This is a genomic window from Alteromonas sp. ABH4_453 (assembly GCF_056160665.1).
Map to the genome: position 1 here is coordinate 183,942 of NZ_JBSWXP010000008.1, position 17,007 is coordinate 200,948.

14 protein-coding genes are annotated in these 17,007 nt (G+C 43.8%); 2 read left to right on the plus strand and 12 right to left on the minus strand.

Annotated elements, in window-relative coordinates; translation table 11 throughout:
* Positions 1 to 231: 231 nt before the first annotated feature.
* The 11 genes from ACXAGV_RS16485 to sdhC all read right to left on the minus strand — a co-directional run bounded on the left by ACXAGV_RS16485 (position 232) and on the right by sdhC (position 12,688).
* Positions 232 to 1,002 carry a polysaccharide deacetylase family protein gene (locus ACXAGV_RS16485; RefSeq protein WP_474874177.1) on the minus strand — a complete coding sequence of 257 codons (771 nt, stop codon included), beginning with the start codon at positions 1,000 to 1,002 and terminating at the stop codon, positions 232 to 234.
* Positions 999 to 1,694 (minus strand): GDSL-type esterase/lipase family protein, encoded by a 696-nt coding sequence (locus ACXAGV_RS16490; protein WP_474874178.1) that lies wholly within the window; start codon positions 1,692 to 1,694, stop codon positions 999 to 1,001. Before ACXAGV_RS16490 ends, ACXAGV_RS16485 begins: the two co-directional genes overlap by 4 nt.
* 1 nt (position 1,695) lies before the next feature.
* Positions 1,696 to 2,604, minus strand: a complete 909-nt coding sequence (locus ACXAGV_RS16495; protein WP_474874179.1) for a sialate O-acetylesterase — start codon at positions 2,602 to 2,604, stop codon at positions 1,696 to 1,698.
* 163 nt (positions 2,605 to 2,767) lie between these two features.
* Complete coding sequence (gene sucD, locus ACXAGV_RS16500) at positions 2,768 to 3,640, minus strand: succinate--CoA ligase subunit alpha (RefSeq protein ID WP_025255209.1); 873 nt, start codon at positions 3,638 to 3,640, stop codon at positions 2,768 to 2,770.
* A complete protein-coding gene (gene sucC, locus ACXAGV_RS16505; RefSeq protein WP_012518365.1) occupies positions 3,640 to 4,806 on the minus strand; it encodes an ADP-forming succinate--CoA ligase subunit beta in 1,167 nt (388 codons plus the stop codon). The genes sucD and sucC overlap by 1 nt, the downstream gene beginning before the upstream one ends.
* Positions 4,807 to 4,958: 152 nt before the next feature.
* Positions 4,959 to 6,467, minus strand: coding sequence for a 2-oxoglutarate dehydrogenase complex dihydrolipoyllysine-residue succinyltransferase (odhB, locus tag ACXAGV_RS16510; protein ID WP_474874180.1), 1,509 nt, complete (start codon positions 6,465 to 6,467; stop codon positions 4,959 to 4,961).
* A gap of 9 nt (positions 6,468 to 6,476) precedes the next feature.
* Positions 6,477 to 9,296: a 2-oxoglutarate dehydrogenase E1 component gene (gene sucA, locus ACXAGV_RS16515; RefSeq protein ID WP_474874181.1), complete on the minus strand. Its 2,820-nt coding sequence runs from the start codon at positions 9,294 to 9,296 to the stop codon at positions 6,477 to 6,479.
* A gap of 177 nt (positions 9,297 to 9,473) precedes the next feature.
* A complete protein-coding gene (locus ACXAGV_RS16520; RefSeq protein ID WP_012518362.1) occupies positions 9,474 to 10,184 on the minus strand; it encodes a succinate dehydrogenase iron-sulfur subunit in 711 nt (236 codons plus the stop codon).
* 14 nt (positions 10,185 to 10,198) lie between these two features.
* Complete coding sequence (gene sdhA / locus ACXAGV_RS16525) at positions 10,199 to 11,971, minus strand: succinate dehydrogenase flavoprotein subunit (protein WP_474835717.1); 1,773 nt, start codon at positions 11,969 to 11,971, stop codon at positions 10,199 to 10,201.
* A gap of 1 nt (position 11,972) precedes the next feature.
* Positions 11,973 to 12,320: a succinate dehydrogenase, hydrophobic membrane anchor protein gene (gene sdhD, locus ACXAGV_RS16530; protein ID WP_474874182.1), complete on the minus strand. Its 348-nt coding sequence runs from the start codon at positions 12,318 to 12,320 to the stop codon at positions 11,973 to 11,975.
* Complete coding sequence (gene sdhC / locus ACXAGV_RS16535; RefSeq protein ID WP_014998321.1) at positions 12,314 to 12,688, minus strand: succinate dehydrogenase, cytochrome b556 subunit; 375 nt, start codon at positions 12,686 to 12,688, stop codon at positions 12,314 to 12,316. Before sdhC ends, sdhD begins: the two co-directional genes overlap by 7 nt.
* A 703-nt stretch (positions 12,689 to 13,391) precedes the next feature.
* Between sdhC and ACXAGV_RS16540 the strand changes: the two genes are divergently transcribed.
* On the plus strand, positions 13,392 to 14,669 hold the full coding sequence (locus ACXAGV_RS16540; protein WP_118494947.1) for a citrate synthase: 1,278 nt from the start codon (positions 13,392 to 13,394) through the stop codon (positions 14,667 to 14,669).
* A gap of 99 nt (positions 14,670 to 14,768) precedes the next feature.
* Positions 14,769 to 15,191 (plus strand): DUF3429 domain-containing protein, encoded by a 423-nt coding sequence (locus ACXAGV_RS16545; RefSeq protein ID WP_474874183.1) that lies wholly within the window; start codon positions 14,769 to 14,771, stop codon positions 15,189 to 15,191.
* A gap of 249 nt (positions 15,192 to 15,440) precedes the next feature.
* On the opposite strand, the gene ACXAGV_RS16550 is transcribed toward ACXAGV_RS16545, so the two are convergent.
* A complete protein-coding gene (locus ACXAGV_RS16550; protein WP_474874184.1) occupies positions 15,441 to 16,901 on the minus strand; it encodes a phosphohexomutase domain-containing protein in 1,461 nt (486 codons plus the stop codon).
* Between the last annotated feature and the right edge of the window lie 106 nt (positions 16,902 to 17,007).

The window sequence follows — 17,007 nt, forward strand, 5'->3', positions numbered from 1 at the left end:
CTAGGGTTTGCACAATTGCCTGCATACGTATTCAATAAAATTTATGCAACACAGTTTTAACAACCCACCATTTAAAAATTGAATTAAATTTACAAAATAAATGCTTAAACCCGCTAAAAACACGAATTAATGAAATTTTATTACATAAACGTTAAGTAACATTTTTTGATAAACGCTGAAAGGAAGGTTACAAAAGTGTTAGCAAAAGTAATACGATAGCTAGGCTACTAGTCAGCGTGTGGTAGTGTAAAACTGAGCAAACTCTCCTGCTGTGGCAAACCAAATTTCCTCACTACCCGCCAGCTCCTGAAGGACAGACTCGAAATAGTCCCAATTATTTTCTGGCAAGTTTTGGTCAAACTCCCAAGAGTGTCCCCACACTACAAAAACAGTGAGCTCATCCTTTTGCAATTCAACATACTCTTTGGCAAGCGATAACGCTTTACTGTGGTGAACAGACGGATGCCACTCAAACAGGTTATTTGGCAATGAAAAACTATGAGTGCTTCTCACTGTTCGGGCATTAGAAAAACCGGCAGCTTTAATAAGTTCAATAGTAGCGTCATTATAAGCACCCAGTGGGTATGCAAAAGACGTTATTGGATAAGATACAATTTCAGATAACAACGCCTTATCTCTCTCAACCTGGTTCTTCGCGTTACGCCGATTGAGATTTGGAAGTACAGGATGGGTATAACCGTGACTAGCGACTTCGTGATTTTTATAAAGAGAAGCAACTTGATCTCGACCGATATAATGACTGGGCTTTCCAATAAAATCATTCAACCAAAGTGCTTTTTGGTCAAATAATCCGGAGCTTAAGTTAAACGTTCCAACAAGATTATATTTATTAAATAGCTCGACTAATCTCGTGTCTTGTTCCAGTCCATCATCGAAGCTAAATATTACTGCTTTTTTATTTCCATCTGGATAACTAACTTCAGCTTTTAATTGATGAATACATAAAGTCAATGAGATGAAGACTAAGGTACGCACAATCATTTTAAATCATCCAAATAAGGCATAATTGCATTCCTCCAAACTTGGTAACCTGATTCATTTAAATGGGTTCCGTCAGTTGTTAGTTTGGGGTTCATCATTCCATCGACAGCAAACAAATCATGCAGATTTATAAAAGTGAAGTAAGCATCGCTCTGGTCAGATAGTTGTTTGTTTACTTCTTTTGCCAATACTGAAATAAAATCCCGGTGATCAGGGAGAAGGCTAAGTACATAAATTTTTGTGTTGGGAAGAGACGACTTCAACTGCTTAGCTATATTATGAATATTTTTTGCAGTATCCGATAGCTTCTCAATTTGATTTTCATAGACAATATTGAAAATATCATTTATACCGATCAAGAGGAAAATAGCTGATGGATTGCGTTGTTTTAACTCATCCAATCTCGCTAAAACACCATAGGTGGTGTCACCACGTATTCCTCTATTACGAACTTTCACATTCTCGAACCGGACAGCCCAGTTTGCACCCAATTCAGTAAGGCTATCACCAACGAATACAATATCCCCCGGATTTAACGGTTGTGTCGAGAAAAGCGCTAACCGGTGTTGATAGTGGGATTCTAGCCATTCGTTTTGATAGGGTACCCCATTCTCTGAAGCCGAGCTAACAGATGGTGCGAACAGGCTTAATAACGCAACGAGAAAAAGCGATAACGTCGTAACAGTTGACATACTATTCACCTTTCATACAGCGTTGATTTGCAAGCTTTTGATAAGAAACTCCGAAGTCCTTCCCCATTTGTAAAAAGCTTTCACTCGTATAGTGCCAAGGATCATCACCGTAGGTATAATTATCAGAATTAGACATATAGCTGGCGCAGCTGTCTGACTCGACAAATAATTGCTGAGCAAGGTGCACTCGTTCAATGTAGGGCATAATATCTTCTTCGCCCATTTCAGAATCGGTAATTTTGCCGATGACAACAGGCAGATCGTCTACCCTAAGTGCAGCACGAAACAAATTCATCATAGTTGTTAAATTGGTAAGGTACGCATTGGCTGACACTTCGCTTGCGTGCGCATCGGCTTCACCCTGCATCCAAATAATACCCATAGGTTTTAACGAGTCTGGCTTGCCATCGCCATCGATATCGTTAACTGCATAGGCGTTGTTAATTGTCTTTAATGCAAAATCGTACTGATTGAGGCCGCTACCCTCTGAAAAATTCGGGTTCCAGTTACTGTAACCTGTATTAAGCGCAAGACCTGTGCCTCCAACCGCATACTTTATAATGGCAATTTTTTTATCTGGATATTGCTGCTGTATTTGTTTTGCAAAGGTTAATTCAGCTCCGAATCGCTCTGAAAGTGTATTGGTTTTGCCATCCGATTTAAAACCTGTACCGTGGCCCGGTTGAAGTTTATCCCACTTCCCTACACCGCCGTTGTCTTGATTGTCGAAAACCCCATTCCCATGAAAAATCATTACGTCTTGTTCTTTTGCTAAATCGTTTGGCAGTTCAGAAACGTAGCCATAGCCATCCATATTGGATTGCCCTGCCATAAAAAAAGTCAGGTATTCATCAGCTATAGCTGAGCATGACAATAAGGAAGCGAAACAAGCTAACGCAGTTTTTTTCATAAAAATATCTTTATGTTATTCGGTTGGTAAAAATAGAGTACTTATAAACGCAACGTTAACAAGGTGAATACGTTTGCAAGCACATTAAAGCAACGCACGTTTTAATACAGGTATAAAAAAGCCCGCTTAAAGCGGGCTTTCAAACATATTAATAAGCGTTAGCTTACCAACCTGTAGTTTCGCGAAGCGCCTTGCCGATTTCAGCAAGTGAACGTACAGTCTTAACGCCTGCGTCTTCTAGTGCTTTGAATTTCTCGTCAGCAGTACCTTTACCGCCTGCGATGATTGCACCAGCGTGACCCATACGCTTGCCCGGAGGAGCAGTAACACCAGCAATGTAAGAAACAACTGGCTTAGTTACGTTCTCTTTAATGAACGCAGCCGCTTCTTCTTCTGCAGTACCACCGATCTCACCGATCATTACGATAGCTTCAGTTTGTGGATCGTCTTGGAACATCTGAAGGATGTCGATGAAGTTTGAACCAGGAATTGGGTCGCCACCGATACCAACACAAGTAGACTGGCCGAAACCTTCGTCAGTAGTTTGCTTAACCGCTTCGTACGTAAGTGTACCAGAGCGAGAAACAATACCTACTTTACCAGGCTTATGGATGTGACCAGGCATGATACCAATTTTACACTCTCCAGGAGTGATTACACCTGGGCAGTTTGGACCAATCATGCGAACGCCTTTCGCTTCTACGTATTCTTTAACGTAAAGCATATCTAGCGTTGGAATACCTTCAGTGATACATACGATTAGTTCGATACCCGCATCTGCAGCTTCAACGATTGAATCTTTACAGAAAGGTGCTGGTACGTAGATAACTGTTGCAGTTGCGCCAGTTGCTTCTACCGCTTCACGTACAGTATTAAATACTGGAAGACCTAGGTGCTCAGTACCGCCTTTACCTGGTGTTACACCACCAACCATTTGCGTACCGTAAGCAATTGCTTGCTCAGAGTGGAAAGTACCCTGACCGCCAGTAAAACCCTGACAAATTACTTTAGTATCTTTATTAATTAATACAGACATTATTTGCCCTCCGCTGCAGCAACAACTTTCTGCGCTGCATCAGTTAGCGATTCAGCAGCAATGATATCTAGACCAGAGTTCGCTAGAACTTCACGGCCAAGCTCTGCATTGGTACCTTCAAGACGTACAACTACCGGTACTTCTACGCCAACTTCTTTAACCGCACCAATGATACCTTCTGCAATCATGTCACAGCGAACGATACCACCGAAAATGTTAACCAATACCGCTTTAACATTGTCATCAGAAAGAATGATTTTGAATGCTTCAGCTACACGCTCTTTAGTCGCGCCGCCACCAACATCTAGGAAGTTAGCTGGCTTACCACCGTGTAGGTTTACGATGTCCATAGTACCCATTGCAAGGCCAGCACCGTTAACCATACAACCTACGTTACCGTCTAGTGCTACGTAGTTTAGTTCCCACTGAGCTGCGTGAGCTTCACGCGCATCTTCTTGTGAAGGATCTTGCATATCTTTCAGCTTAGGCTGACGATATAGTGCGTTACCATCGATACCTACTTTTGCGTCAAGGCAGTGTAGGTTACCGTCAGTTTTGATAACTAGCGGGTTGATTTCGATAAGCGCAACGTCAAGCTCTTCAAACATCTTAGCTAGGCCAAGGAAGATTTGAGTGAATTGCTTGATTTGTACGCCAGAAAGACCTAGAGCGAACGCCATTTCACGCGCTTGATAAGGCTGAGGACCAACAATTGGGTCGATTTCAGCTTTAAGGATTTTCTCTGGTGTTTCTTCTGCAACAGTTTCAATCTCAACGCCACCTTCAGTAGATGCCATAAATACAACGCGACGGGTTGTACGGTCAACTACTGCACCAAGGTAAAGCTCGTTAGCGATATCTGTGCAAGATTCTACAAGGATTTTGCTCACAGGCTGACCGTTTTCGTCAGTCTGGAAAGTCACCAAATTTTTGCCAAGCCAGTTTTCAGCGAAAGCGCGAATGTCGTCTTTGTTTTTAACTAGCTTTACACCGCCAGCTTTACCGCGACCGCCCGCGTGTACCTGACACTTAACTACCCACTCTTCACCGCCGATGCGGTCAGCCGCTTCTACAGCACCTTGAGCAGTGTCTGCTGCGTATCCTTCAGAAACAGGCAAGCCGTATTCTTTGAATAGCTGCTTACCTTGGTATTCATGCAAATTCATGGTGTTTCTATCCGATTTTTAGTAAGACAAAAGCCGCAAATGCGACTTGATTATTTAGACTGATATTATAGGGTAAATATCAGCGTTGCGTTAGGCGCTAAACAAGATAACACAAGCAAAGCGCCCAACCACAATTCCGTGAGACGAAAGTCTTATACGTCTAGTAGTAGACGTGTTGGATCTTCTAACATCTCTTTAACGGTTACCAAGAACCCTACTGATTCTTTACCATCGATAATACGGTGGTCATAAGAAAGCGCTAGGTACATCATTGGTAGAATTTCTACTTTACCATTAACAGCCATTGGGCGGTCTTGGATTTTGTGCATACCAAGAATTGCGCTTTGTGGCGGGTTAATGATTGGTGTAGACATTAGTGAACCAAACACACCACCGTTGGTGATTGTGAAGTTACCACCTTGTAGTTCAGCCAATGACAGCTTACCGTCACGACCTTTAAGTGCTAGTTCTTTAATTCCTTTTTCAACACCAGCCATACCTAGTGTATCAGTATCTTTAAGTACTGGTGTCACAAGGCCGCGTGGTGTAGAAACTGCGATAGATACGTCGAAGTAGTTGTGATAAACAATGTCATCACCGTCGATAGACGCGTTTACTTCAGGGAAACGCTTAAGAGCTTCAGTTACCGCTTTCACGTAAAAAGACATGAAGCCTAGACGAATACCGTGTCGCTTCTCGAAGCTTTCTTGGTACTGTTTACGAAGGTCCATGATTGGCTTCATGTTAACTTCGTTAAACGTTGTTAGCATTGCTGTTGAATTCTTCGCTTCAAGCAGACGGTTTGCAATCGTCTTGCGAAGACGCGTCATAGGAACACGCTTCTCGGTACGGTTGCCCGTTGGCAACTCTGCTGGTGCAGACTCAGAAGCAGGTGCTGCCTTCGCTGAGCTGTCGCCGCCTTTAAGATATTTTTCAACGTCTTCTTTAGTGATACGGCCATTTTTGCCCGTACCTTTCACTTTAGCTGCGTCTACGCCTTTTTCAGCAAGTAAACGACGTACTGACGGGCTAAGCGCATCGCTGCTGTCTTCACTGTCATCGCTTTCGCTTGATGCTGCTGGAGCAGAAGCGCCGCTTGCTGCACCTTCTACAAATTTAGCAATCACTTCTTCAGCTGTTACGGTGGCGCCCTCTTCTGCGATAATTTCAGCAAGAGAACCATCTGCTGGTGCAACAACTTCTAATACTACTTTGTCAGTTTCGATATCAACCAAATTTTGGTCGCGAGAAACTGCTTCACCTACAGCTACGTGCCAGGTTGCAATTGTCGCGTCAGCTACAGATTCAGGAAGTACTGGAACTTTAACATCAGATGTTTTTCCAGAAGCCGCTGGAGCCTCATCTGATTTCGAATCGTCTTTTGCCTTGCTCTCTGTTTTAGCCTCAGCCGGTGCTGCCGCACCGCCTTTTTCTAGTTTAGCAATAACTTGCTCGCCTAAAACAGTTGCACCCTCTTCATTTAGGATCTCACCAATTGTACCGTCCGCTGGCGCCACAACTTCTAAAACCACTTTATCAGTTTCAATATCAACCAGGTTCTGGTCTCGTTTAACTGCGTCACCGGCCTTTACGTGCCAGGTTGCAATGGTGGCATCGGCAACTGACTCAGGTAGAACCGGAACTTTTATCTCAATTGTCATTACTGTTCCTTATTTAATTGTGAGTGCGTTTTCAACCAGTGATTTCTGTTGCTGGTTGTGAACGGATACATAACCTACTGCAGGTGACGAGGATGCATCACGACCTGCATATGTTAATTTTGCACCATCTGGAATTGCTTGCCAGAAATGGTGTTGGCTACAGTACCAAGCGCCTTGGTTTTGAGGCTCTTCTTGACACCAAACCCAATCTTTTACGTGGCTGTATTGTGCCACAACTTTAGCGCATTCTTCTTGTGGGAATGGGTAAAGTTGCTCTAAACGAATGATTGCAACGTCTGTTTGCTCATTTTTACGGCGCTGGTCTAACAAATCGTAGTAAACCTTACCTGAACACATAACGACGCGCTTAACGTTCTTCGGATCGATTTCGTCAATTTCACCAATGACGTTATGGAATTTACCTTCCGCAAGTTCCTCTAACGAAGATACTGCCATTGGATGACGTAATAGTGACTTAGGTGACATCACGATAAGTGGTTTACGCATTGGGCGAACGACTTGGCGACGAAGCATGTTATATACCTGTGCAGGTGTGGAAGGCACACACACTTGCCAGTTGTGATCAGCACACATTTGAAGGAAACGTTCAAGGCGCGCAGAACTGTGCTCTGGCCCCTGACCTTCATACCCATGTGGAAGCAATACAGTTAAGCCACATAAACGGCCCCACTTAGCTTCACCTGAACTTAAGAACTGGTCGAATACTACCTGCGCACCGTTAGCGAAGTCACCAAACTGGGCTTCCCAAATGGTTAGGCACGTCGGCTCTGCTGTCGCATAACCATACTCGAATGCCATTACTGCTTCTTCTGAAAGCACAGAGTCGTAAATTTCTATCTCGCCCTGACCTTCACGAATATGCTGTAGAGGCATGTAAGTAGAAGCATCTTTCTGGTTATGAAGCACTGCGTGACGATGGAAGAAAGTACCACGACCAGAATCCTGACCTGTAATACGAATGTCTTCGCCTGCGTCTACAATCGTGGCATAAGCTAAGTTTTCTGCCATACCCCAATCAAGCTTTTTCTCTCCAGCTACCATAGCTTTACGATCTTGGTAAAGCTTGTTAACACGAGACTGAAGCTTGTGATCTTCAGGGATAGTGGTAATTGATTCACCTAACTCTTTAAGCTTTTCAACCGAAAGTGCACCGTCATATGGAGTATCCCAGTCGTGACCTAGATATGGAGACCAGTCTACACTATGCTCAGTCATTGGACGCCATTCTTCAACAACGCATGCACCGTGATCTAATGCTTCGCGGTATTCCTCAAGGTAGCGATCAGCATCACGTTGCTCAATCACCCCTTCAGCAATTAACTGGTCAGCATAAAGCGCACGTGGAACTGGGTGCTTTTTAATTTTTTGGTACATCAACGGCTGCGTGGCGTTTGGCTCATCCGCTTCGTTGTGGCCATGACGACGGTAACAAACTAGGTCAATTACTACGTCTTTCTTAAACTTATTACGATATTCAAGCGCAAGCTGTGTAACAAAGGCAACCGCTTCTGGGTCATCTGAGTTCACGTGGAAAATAGGCGCCTGAACCATCTTCGCGATGTCAGTACAGTATTGCGTTGAACGAGTATCTTCAGTCTTCGATGTGGTGAAACCAACTTGGTTGTTTACCACAATACGAACCGTACCGCCTACAGCAAAGCCGCGAGTTTGCGACATGTTAAAGGTTTCTTGTACTACACCCTGACCAGCAATTGCCGAATCACCGTGAATAGTGATAGGCAATACTGTATTCGTGTCATCGTTGCGGCGCGCTAGACGTGCACGTACAGAACCCATAACTACAGGGTTTACAATCTCAAGGTGAGACGGGTTAAACGCTAGTGCTAAGTGAACATTGCCGCCCGGAGTCGCGAAGTCTGAAGAGAAACCTGCGTGATATTTTACGTCACCTGCGCCTAGTGAGTCGTCGTGCTTACCAGAAAACTCGTCAAACAATACAGATGGGTTTTTACCCAACACGTTAACTAGCACGTTCAAACGGCCTCGGTGAGCCATGCCGATAACCACTTCTTTGGTACCCGCAGTGCCCGCTTTGGTAATTAACCCTTTAAGCATTGGAATAAGTGCGTCGCCACCTTCTAGAGAGAAACGCTTTGCACCTGGGAATTTAGAACCCAAATACTTTTCCATGCCATCAGCAGCAGTCAAACCTTTTAAAATGCTTAGCTTCTCATCACGTGAGATTTCAGGTTTAGCCTGTACTGACTCAATCTTTTGTTGTAACCAACGCTTTTGGTCGGTATCGGTGATATGCATATACTCAGCACCGATTGAACCGCAATACGTTCGATTAAGCGACTTGAACAATTCACCTAAAGACATAGAGTCTTTGCCGATGGCATAAGAGCCAACGTTGAAAACTGAATCAAAATCTTGCTCAGAAAGGCTGTGGTGAGAAAGCTCTATGTCGCGTACGCGTTCTTGTTTCCATAGACCTAGCGGATCTAGATTCGCATTCTGATGACCACGGAAGCGAAAAGCATTAATTAACTGGAGAACTTTAACTTGTCTATCATCAGAAACATTTGCTGAAGGCACTGATGGACTAGACATACGGGCCGTCGGCCCTAACGCAGCAAGTTGCCTAAACTGATTTTTAATTGCTGTATGATTAGTTTCTAACTCTACGCCATCGACTTTGGGGAGGTTATCGAAGATTTGCCGCCAAGTTTCAGAGACACTTTGAGGGTCTTCTAAATAGGCTTCATACAACTCTTCAACATAGGCAGCGTTGGCACCTGCCATGTGCGAGGAATCCCACCACGCTTTCATCACGCTTTCTTGCATTTAATTTGCCTTGCTACGTTTTATAAAATCTAGTTAACAATCAAGATGTATTATAAGGTTATTCTCAGCATAACCAAGTGTTATAACAGCGAATATATAAAAAAATAGCCATCCTTTTGGGATGGCTATTTAGAGCATCACTATCTGTAACTTTTAGTAAGTTATCAGAATATAGTACTAAACAGCCCGTTGTAAAAGCATAGACTTGATTTGGCCTATCGCTTTTGTTGGGTTTAAGCCCTTAGGACATACACTCACACAGTTCATGATACCGTGACAGCGGAATACGCTGAACGCATCATCAAGGTCGTTAAGACGTTCTTCAGTTGCCGTATCGCGGCTATCAATAAGGAAGCGATATGCGTGAAGAAGACCCGCAGGACCGATGAACTTATCAGGGTTCCACCAGAACGATGGGCATGACGTTGAACAACATGCACATAAAATACACTCGTAAAGACCGTCTAGCTTCGCACGCTCTTCTGGCGACTGTAAATGCTCGCGCGCTGGCGGCTGTTTACTGTCGTTAATCAAGAACGGCTTAATCTTTTCATACTGTGTATAAAATTGCGTCATATCTACAACAAGGTCGCGCACTACTGGCAGACCTGGAAGTGGACGAACGACTATTTTGCCTTTGCCCAGTGCAGAAAGCGGAGTGATACATGCAAGGCCGTTTTTGCCGTTCATGTTCACACCGTCTGAACCACAAACACCTTCACGACAAGAGCGACGGAAAGAAAGCGTCGGATCCTGCTCTTTTAGTGCAAGTAGCGCGTCTAGCACCATCATGTCTTGACCTTCCTCTACTTCTAGAGTGTAGTCTTGCATGCGAGGCTTCGCATCTACTTCAGGGTTGTAACGATAAATCGAAAAAGTTAATTGCATGATCGTTGCCTCTCTTAATATGAACGCACTTTAGGCGGGAATGCTTCCCTAAGCTTAGGCGCCATATTCACTTCACGTTTAAGCATTTTATCAGTGTTCGGATCGTAGATGCTATGGCATAACCAGTTGTCATCATCACGTTCCGGGAAGTCGAAGCGGCTGTGAGCACCACGGCTTTCCGTTCTGAAGTTCGCTGCTACTGCTGTGCTGTACGCAGTTTCCATTAGGTTATCAAGCTCTAAACATTCAATACGTTGAGTGTTGAAGTCTGAACTCTTATCGTCAAGGCGTGCATGCTTAAGGCGCTCGCGAATTTCGCTAAGTTCCTTAAGACCTTCCGCCATGGCTTCACCTTCACGGAATACTGAGAAGTTAAGCTGCATGCATTCTTGCAAGTCTTTCTTAATTTGAACAGGGTCTTCGCCCTTTCCTTTCTCTGAATTTTCCCAACGGTTGAAACGTGTCATAGAGGCTTCAAGATCAGACTCAGACGCGTCGCGTGATGGTGCCATTTCAGATAATGTCTTACCAAGGTGTAAACCAGTCGCTCGACCGAATACAACAAGGTCAAGTAGTGAGTTACCGCCAAGACGGTTTGCACCGTGTACAGATACACAAGCAATCTCACCACATGCAAATAGACCGTTAACTACCTTATCATTGCCGTTTTCATCAACCGTTAGACATTGGCCATCAACGTTTGTTGGAATACCACCCATCATATAGTGACAAGTAGGAATTACTGGAATCGGCTCTTTTACAGGGTCAACGTGTGCGAATGTACGCGATAGCTCAAGAATACCAGGTAGACGTGACTCAAGTACATCTTTACCAAGGTGGTCAAGCTTAAGCTTAATGTGAGTACCCCACGGGCCTTCACAACCACGACCTTCGCGAATTTCAGTCATCATTGAACGTGCTACAACGTCACGACCCGCTAGGTCTTTCGCGTTAGGTGCATAACGTTCCATGAAGCGTTCGCCGTCTTTATTGAGAAGGTAACCACCTTCACCACGACAGCCTTCAGTAACCAATGTACCCGCGCCAGCTATACCCGTTGGGTGGAACTGCCACATTTCCATATCCTGAACCGCAACACCAGCACGCAGTGCCATACCAACACCGTCACCGGTATTGATGTGCGCGTTCGTTGTTGATGCGTAGATACGACCCGCACCACCAGTTGCAAGAACAACTGCGCGCGATTTAAAGTAAACTACTTCGCCAGTTTCGATGTCGATTGCTGTACAACCTACGACGTCGCCGTCTTGGTTCTTAACCAGGTCAAGTGCATACCACTCAGAAAATACTTTGGTTTTGTTCTTTACGTTTTGCTGGTAAAGAAGGTGTAGAAGCGCGTGACCAGTACGGTCCGCTGCAGCTGCCGTACGAGCGCCCTGCTCGCCACCAAAATTTCTTGACTGACCGCCGAAAGGACGCTGGTAAATCTTACCATTCTCGAAGCGAGAAAAAGGTAGACCCATGTTCTCCATTTCGATAATAGCTTCTGGACCAGTTTTACACATGTACTCGATGGCGTCTTGGTCACCGATATAATCTGACCCTTTTACGGTGTCATACATGTGCCATTCCCAGTTATCTTCGTGTGAATTACCTAGTGCTACGGTAATACCACCCTGTGCAGACACAGTATGAGAACGGGTTGGAAATACTTTAGACAACAGTGCGCATGATTTACCAGATTCTGAAATCTGTAGTGCTGCGCGCATACCTGCACCGCCTGCACCAATTACAACTGCATCAAACTCGTGAACGGGTAAACTCATTTTACACTCCCCACAGTACGAATAGGCCAACAGCTACATAGCCGAACGCGATGATATTTAGAATATATTGTAATCCTGCGCGCAGACCTGCTGCTTTAACATAGTCTGTTAGCACCTGCCATAGGCCGATGCGCACGTGGATCATCACTGCTACTAGTGCTGCCAATGTGAAAACTTTCATAGCTAGGCCAGAGAACAACCCTCGCCATTCGATAAACGTTAGGTTATCGGTGGTAATAAAAAACCACGCCATGAAAACCGAGTACGCGAAAATAATTGCTGCTGTAGCGCGAAGTGATACGTAATCTTGTACGCCGTCACGCTTAATGCTTGCTTGGTTGGTTACCATAATGCAACTCCCAATACTACGGTCAGTACAACCCAAAGTGCGATTACTGCTTTTGCACTTGTGTTACCCGACTCTAATTCTTCCCAGTGACCTAAATCCATAACAACGTGTCTTAGGCCGCCTAGAATGTGATACGTCAGCGCTGAAGCTGTGCCAATTGCGACAAATTTTCCAAGGAAACCGTCCATGATTGCTTGAACGTCCGCGAAACCTTCCGGCGAGTGAACAGAAACTGCCCATGCCCAAATAACAAAAAGTAGCGCGAAGAACATTGCAACACCGGTTACACGGTGGAGAATTGACGAAATAGCAGAGGGCGGAAATTTAATAGTATTGAGTTCTAAATTTACTGGTCTTTGCTTTTTCACAATGTATGCCTGTTTAATCCGTAGGGGATAATGAATTTCTTACCTTTATTATGTCCTGAGTAAGTGAATTCGATTTTTAACCTGTTAATTGCCTCGTCCAATGAGTTGTTAACAATTTGTGAATTATTCTTTAATGCTTGTAACAGAATAAATATTCCGTTTTCCAAGCACCGCTGAGTATATCCAGCGTAGTATATAATTACAATTTTTTGTGCCGTAGTAAGACTTTAGTCGCTATATATACTTTAGAGATAATTATTTTGCTCAAAAAGCGATCAAAACTGTGCGCAACACGTTATAACAAGCGCAATAACAGTATATCGATTTTATCAGCAGCGAAATGGAATAACTATGCATATCAATAAGAAATTAAGCACTTTTAATCTGTATGCGTATTTATTCCACATCAAAAGGTTACTTTTTAAGCTAAGCTGTTAATATATTTATCGATCGGTGGTTTACCTTTGTCGAAAAGCCATTGATAATTGCACTGTATCGGGCAAAGTGAATTTCCAACGAGTTAATTGAACGTTATCTGATTGCTATTATTTTTTTAAGCAATTCGGAATATTTATTGTGCATATATGCAATTAAATTGACTTGTTGGTACATAATAAAGTACAAATACGCCCACTTTTCCCAACGGAGCGGATATTTTCGTCCGTTTTCGCTGCAAACAGAACCATTCTGAGGAGAGCATTTTATGGCAGATCAGAAAGCCATTCTTAAAGCCGGCGGTAAGGAAATCGAGCTTCCTATCTTGTCTGGCACCGAAGGACAAGATGTAATCGATGTCCGTACGTTAGGCCAACACGGTTATTTCACGTACGACCCAGGTTTTATGGCGACAGGATCTTGCGAGTCTTCAATTACCTACATTGATGGCGCTCAAGGTGTGTTATTACACCGCGGTTTCCCTATCGAAGAACTTGCACGTGACGCAGACTACCTAGAAGTTTGTCACATGCTTCTTCACGGTGATGCACCAACAAAAGAACAATACGAAGAATTTAAAGAGACAATTACACGTCACACCATGGTACACGAACAGATCAACATGTTCTTCCACGGTTTCCGCAACGACGCGCACCCTATGGCAATGCTATGTGGTACCGTTGGCGCTATGTCTTCGTTCTACCACAGTGATTTAGACGTTTCTAACGAAGAGCAACGCATTCGCAGCGCGCATCGTCTAATTGCAAAGATGCCAACGCTTGTTGCTATGTGCTACAAGTACAATATCGGTCAACCATTCGTTTACCCACGTAATGACCTTAGCTACGCAGCTAACTTCCTGAACATGATGTTTTCTGTTCCAGCAGAAGAATATCAAATCAGTCCAGCTGTTGAGCGCGCGATGGACCGTATCTTTACGCTTCACGCAGACCACGAACAGAATGCGTCAACGTCTACCGTTCGTCTTGCTGGTTCTTCTGGCGCGAACCCATATGCTTGTATTTCTGCTGGTGTTGCTTCACTTTGGGGCCCTGCTCACGGTGGTGCAAACGAAGCATGTCTAAACATGCTAGAAGAAATCGGCACAGTTGATCGTATCCCTGAGTTTATTGCACGCGCTAAAGACAAGAGCGATCCGTTCCGTCTTATGGGCTTCGGTCACCGTGTTTACAAAAACCACGACCCTCGTGCAACGGTAATGCGTGAAAGCTGTCACGAAGTACTAAGCGAACTTAACGTTAAAGATCCACTACTAGAAGTAGCAATGGAGCTTGAAAAGATTGCGTTGAGCGACCCGTATTTCGCAGAGAAGAAACTGTTCCCGAACGTTGATTTCTACTCAGGTATCGTTCTTAAGGCTATTGGTATTCCTACCAACATGTTTACGTGTATCTTCGCTCTGTCTCGTACAGTAGGCTGGATTTCACACTGGCATGAAATGATGAGCGACCCTAAACAGAAGATTGGCCGTCCTCGTCAGCTTTACACTGGTCACAACCAGCGTAAATACACGCCAATTAAGTAAAAATTTAGGTTTTACTGAACTAAGCATTACGCTTAATAGTAAAAATAGCGCCTTCATGGCGCTATTTTTGTTTATACAAGTTTACTTCAAGGAACAACAATGCCCTATTCAGCAGTTTTTCTAGGTATTGCCGGTCTTATTCCTTTTGTGGCAATGCCACTGGCTTATCAGCTTAACCTATTATCACTAACACAAAGCGCCGTTTACTTTATCCAATACTCTGCTGTGCTGTTATCTTTCTTTGGCGGTATTCATTGGTGGGACTCTGTAAGTAACCAGCGATATGACAAGCAAATGCTAATAGCAATGTTGCCCACTATTATTGGGTGGTTGTGTTTGGTGTTCTCTCACGACGTGAAAGTGTTTGGTGTTTTATCGCTAAGCTACGTCGCCGTGCTTATTTACGACAAGTTTATCCTTAGCCTTCCTAAAGAGCAGATTGTAAGTTACATAAGCCTGCGAATGGGGCTAACAAGTGTTGTCGTTATCTGTCACGCTTGGATGATTTACTTGCTTGTCTAGCGTTGCTACTAACAGTTTAGCGTTAAAGGCATGACATTAGTTAATTGCAAAAAAAGTAATAGAGGCAAAAGCCTGCGGTGTTTAAGCGAGTGTCTATCTCAATCAAACAGGTTACGCATAACCTTTATAAGCAATTGATAAACAAAGATTTAACAGGTATAAATCTCAAAAACAGAAAAGGCGATAATATCGCTATATTATCGCCTTCGTTTCTTACTTATCTAGCGGTATTAACGAAAAGTACCGTGGTTATTCAGCGCGAATAAGCGAAAGTAGCTCTTCGGTTTTTTGTTCCATCAACGCAATGTCGCCTTTACTTTCAACGTTTAAACGAATAACTGGCTCAGTATTCGATTTACGTAAATTAAAGCGCCATGTGCCAAACTCCAGACCCAAACCATCGGTAGTATCGATTACGCTGGCTAGTGGCTGGTATTTATTTGTAACGCGTTCCAGCGCTGCGTCAGCATCTTTCAGTTTACTGTTAATTTCACCAGAAGATGGAAACGCTTCAATTCGCGCCGTTACCATACTCGCTAATGTTTGCTTTTTCACACACACCAATTCGGCAATTAACAACCAAGGGATCATGCCTGAATCACAGTAGGCAAAATCTCTAAAGTAATGGTGCGCACTCATTTCACCGCCGTAGACCGCATCTTCTTTGCGCATACGCTCCTTAATAAACGCATGGCCGGTTTTCGACTTAATAGGTGTACCACCTGCATTCGCTACGATATCTTCTGTATTCCAGTATACGCGAGGGTCATAAATGATTTTACTGTCGGTGTTTTTCTCGATAAAGGCTTCAGCAAGCAAGCCAACGATATAATATCCTTCAATAAATTCACCATCAGCGTCAAACAAGAAGCAACGGTCGAAATCACCATCCCATGCAATGCCAAAATCAGCTCCCGACGCTCTAACAGCGTCAGCGGTGTCAGCACGGTTTTCAGGTAACAATGGATTGGGGATGCCGTTTGGAAATGTACCATCAGCATTGTGATGTACTTTAACAAACTCTATCGGAACGCCCTGCACTTTCATTTCTTTTTCAATAGCGTCAAGCGCGGGGCCTGCGGCACCATTACCTGCATTAACCACCACTTTTAACGGCGTAAAATTGCTCAAATTAACGTAAGAAAGCATGTGAGAAACATAGTCAGACATACACGATTTAACCGCATATTTATCGGTTTCAGAAAGCTTGTCTTCTTTTACATGGGCCGTACCGTTAAAAAACGCATCAGCATCAATCAACGCACCCTCAGTGTAGTGTGCTAATCGCTCTGACACGAAGCTATCTTCTAGTGCTTCCGCTTTCTCTTTTATCGCGTTTAGGCCTGTGTCGCCACTAATTGGAACAGAGCCTGACTTCACCAGTTTCATACCGTTGTAATTAATGGGGTTATGACTTGCCGTTACTTCAATACCACCATCAACGCCAAGGTGTTTGGTAGCGAAGTAAATTTCTTCTGTTCCTGCCATGCCAATATCGGTCACTGTTGCACCAGCATCGATTAGACCCGCGCTTAACGCTAATTTTAATGGTGTTGACGTAAGACGCACATCACTACCAACAACAACAGTTTTCGCATTTAATTCTTGCGCAAACGCATAGCCAATTCGATACGCTACATCTTCAGTCAGTTGTGAGTTCAATTCGCCACGAATATCGTACGCTTTAAAGCAGGTAATTGGGGTTGCCATTTGGATCGAAATTCCCTGTGTTTTAACTATTTATGATTACATAATCGCCTTTTACAACAAAAAAGCGCATACGCCCCTTTGTTATTGTCGTAAAAGAAATTAGACA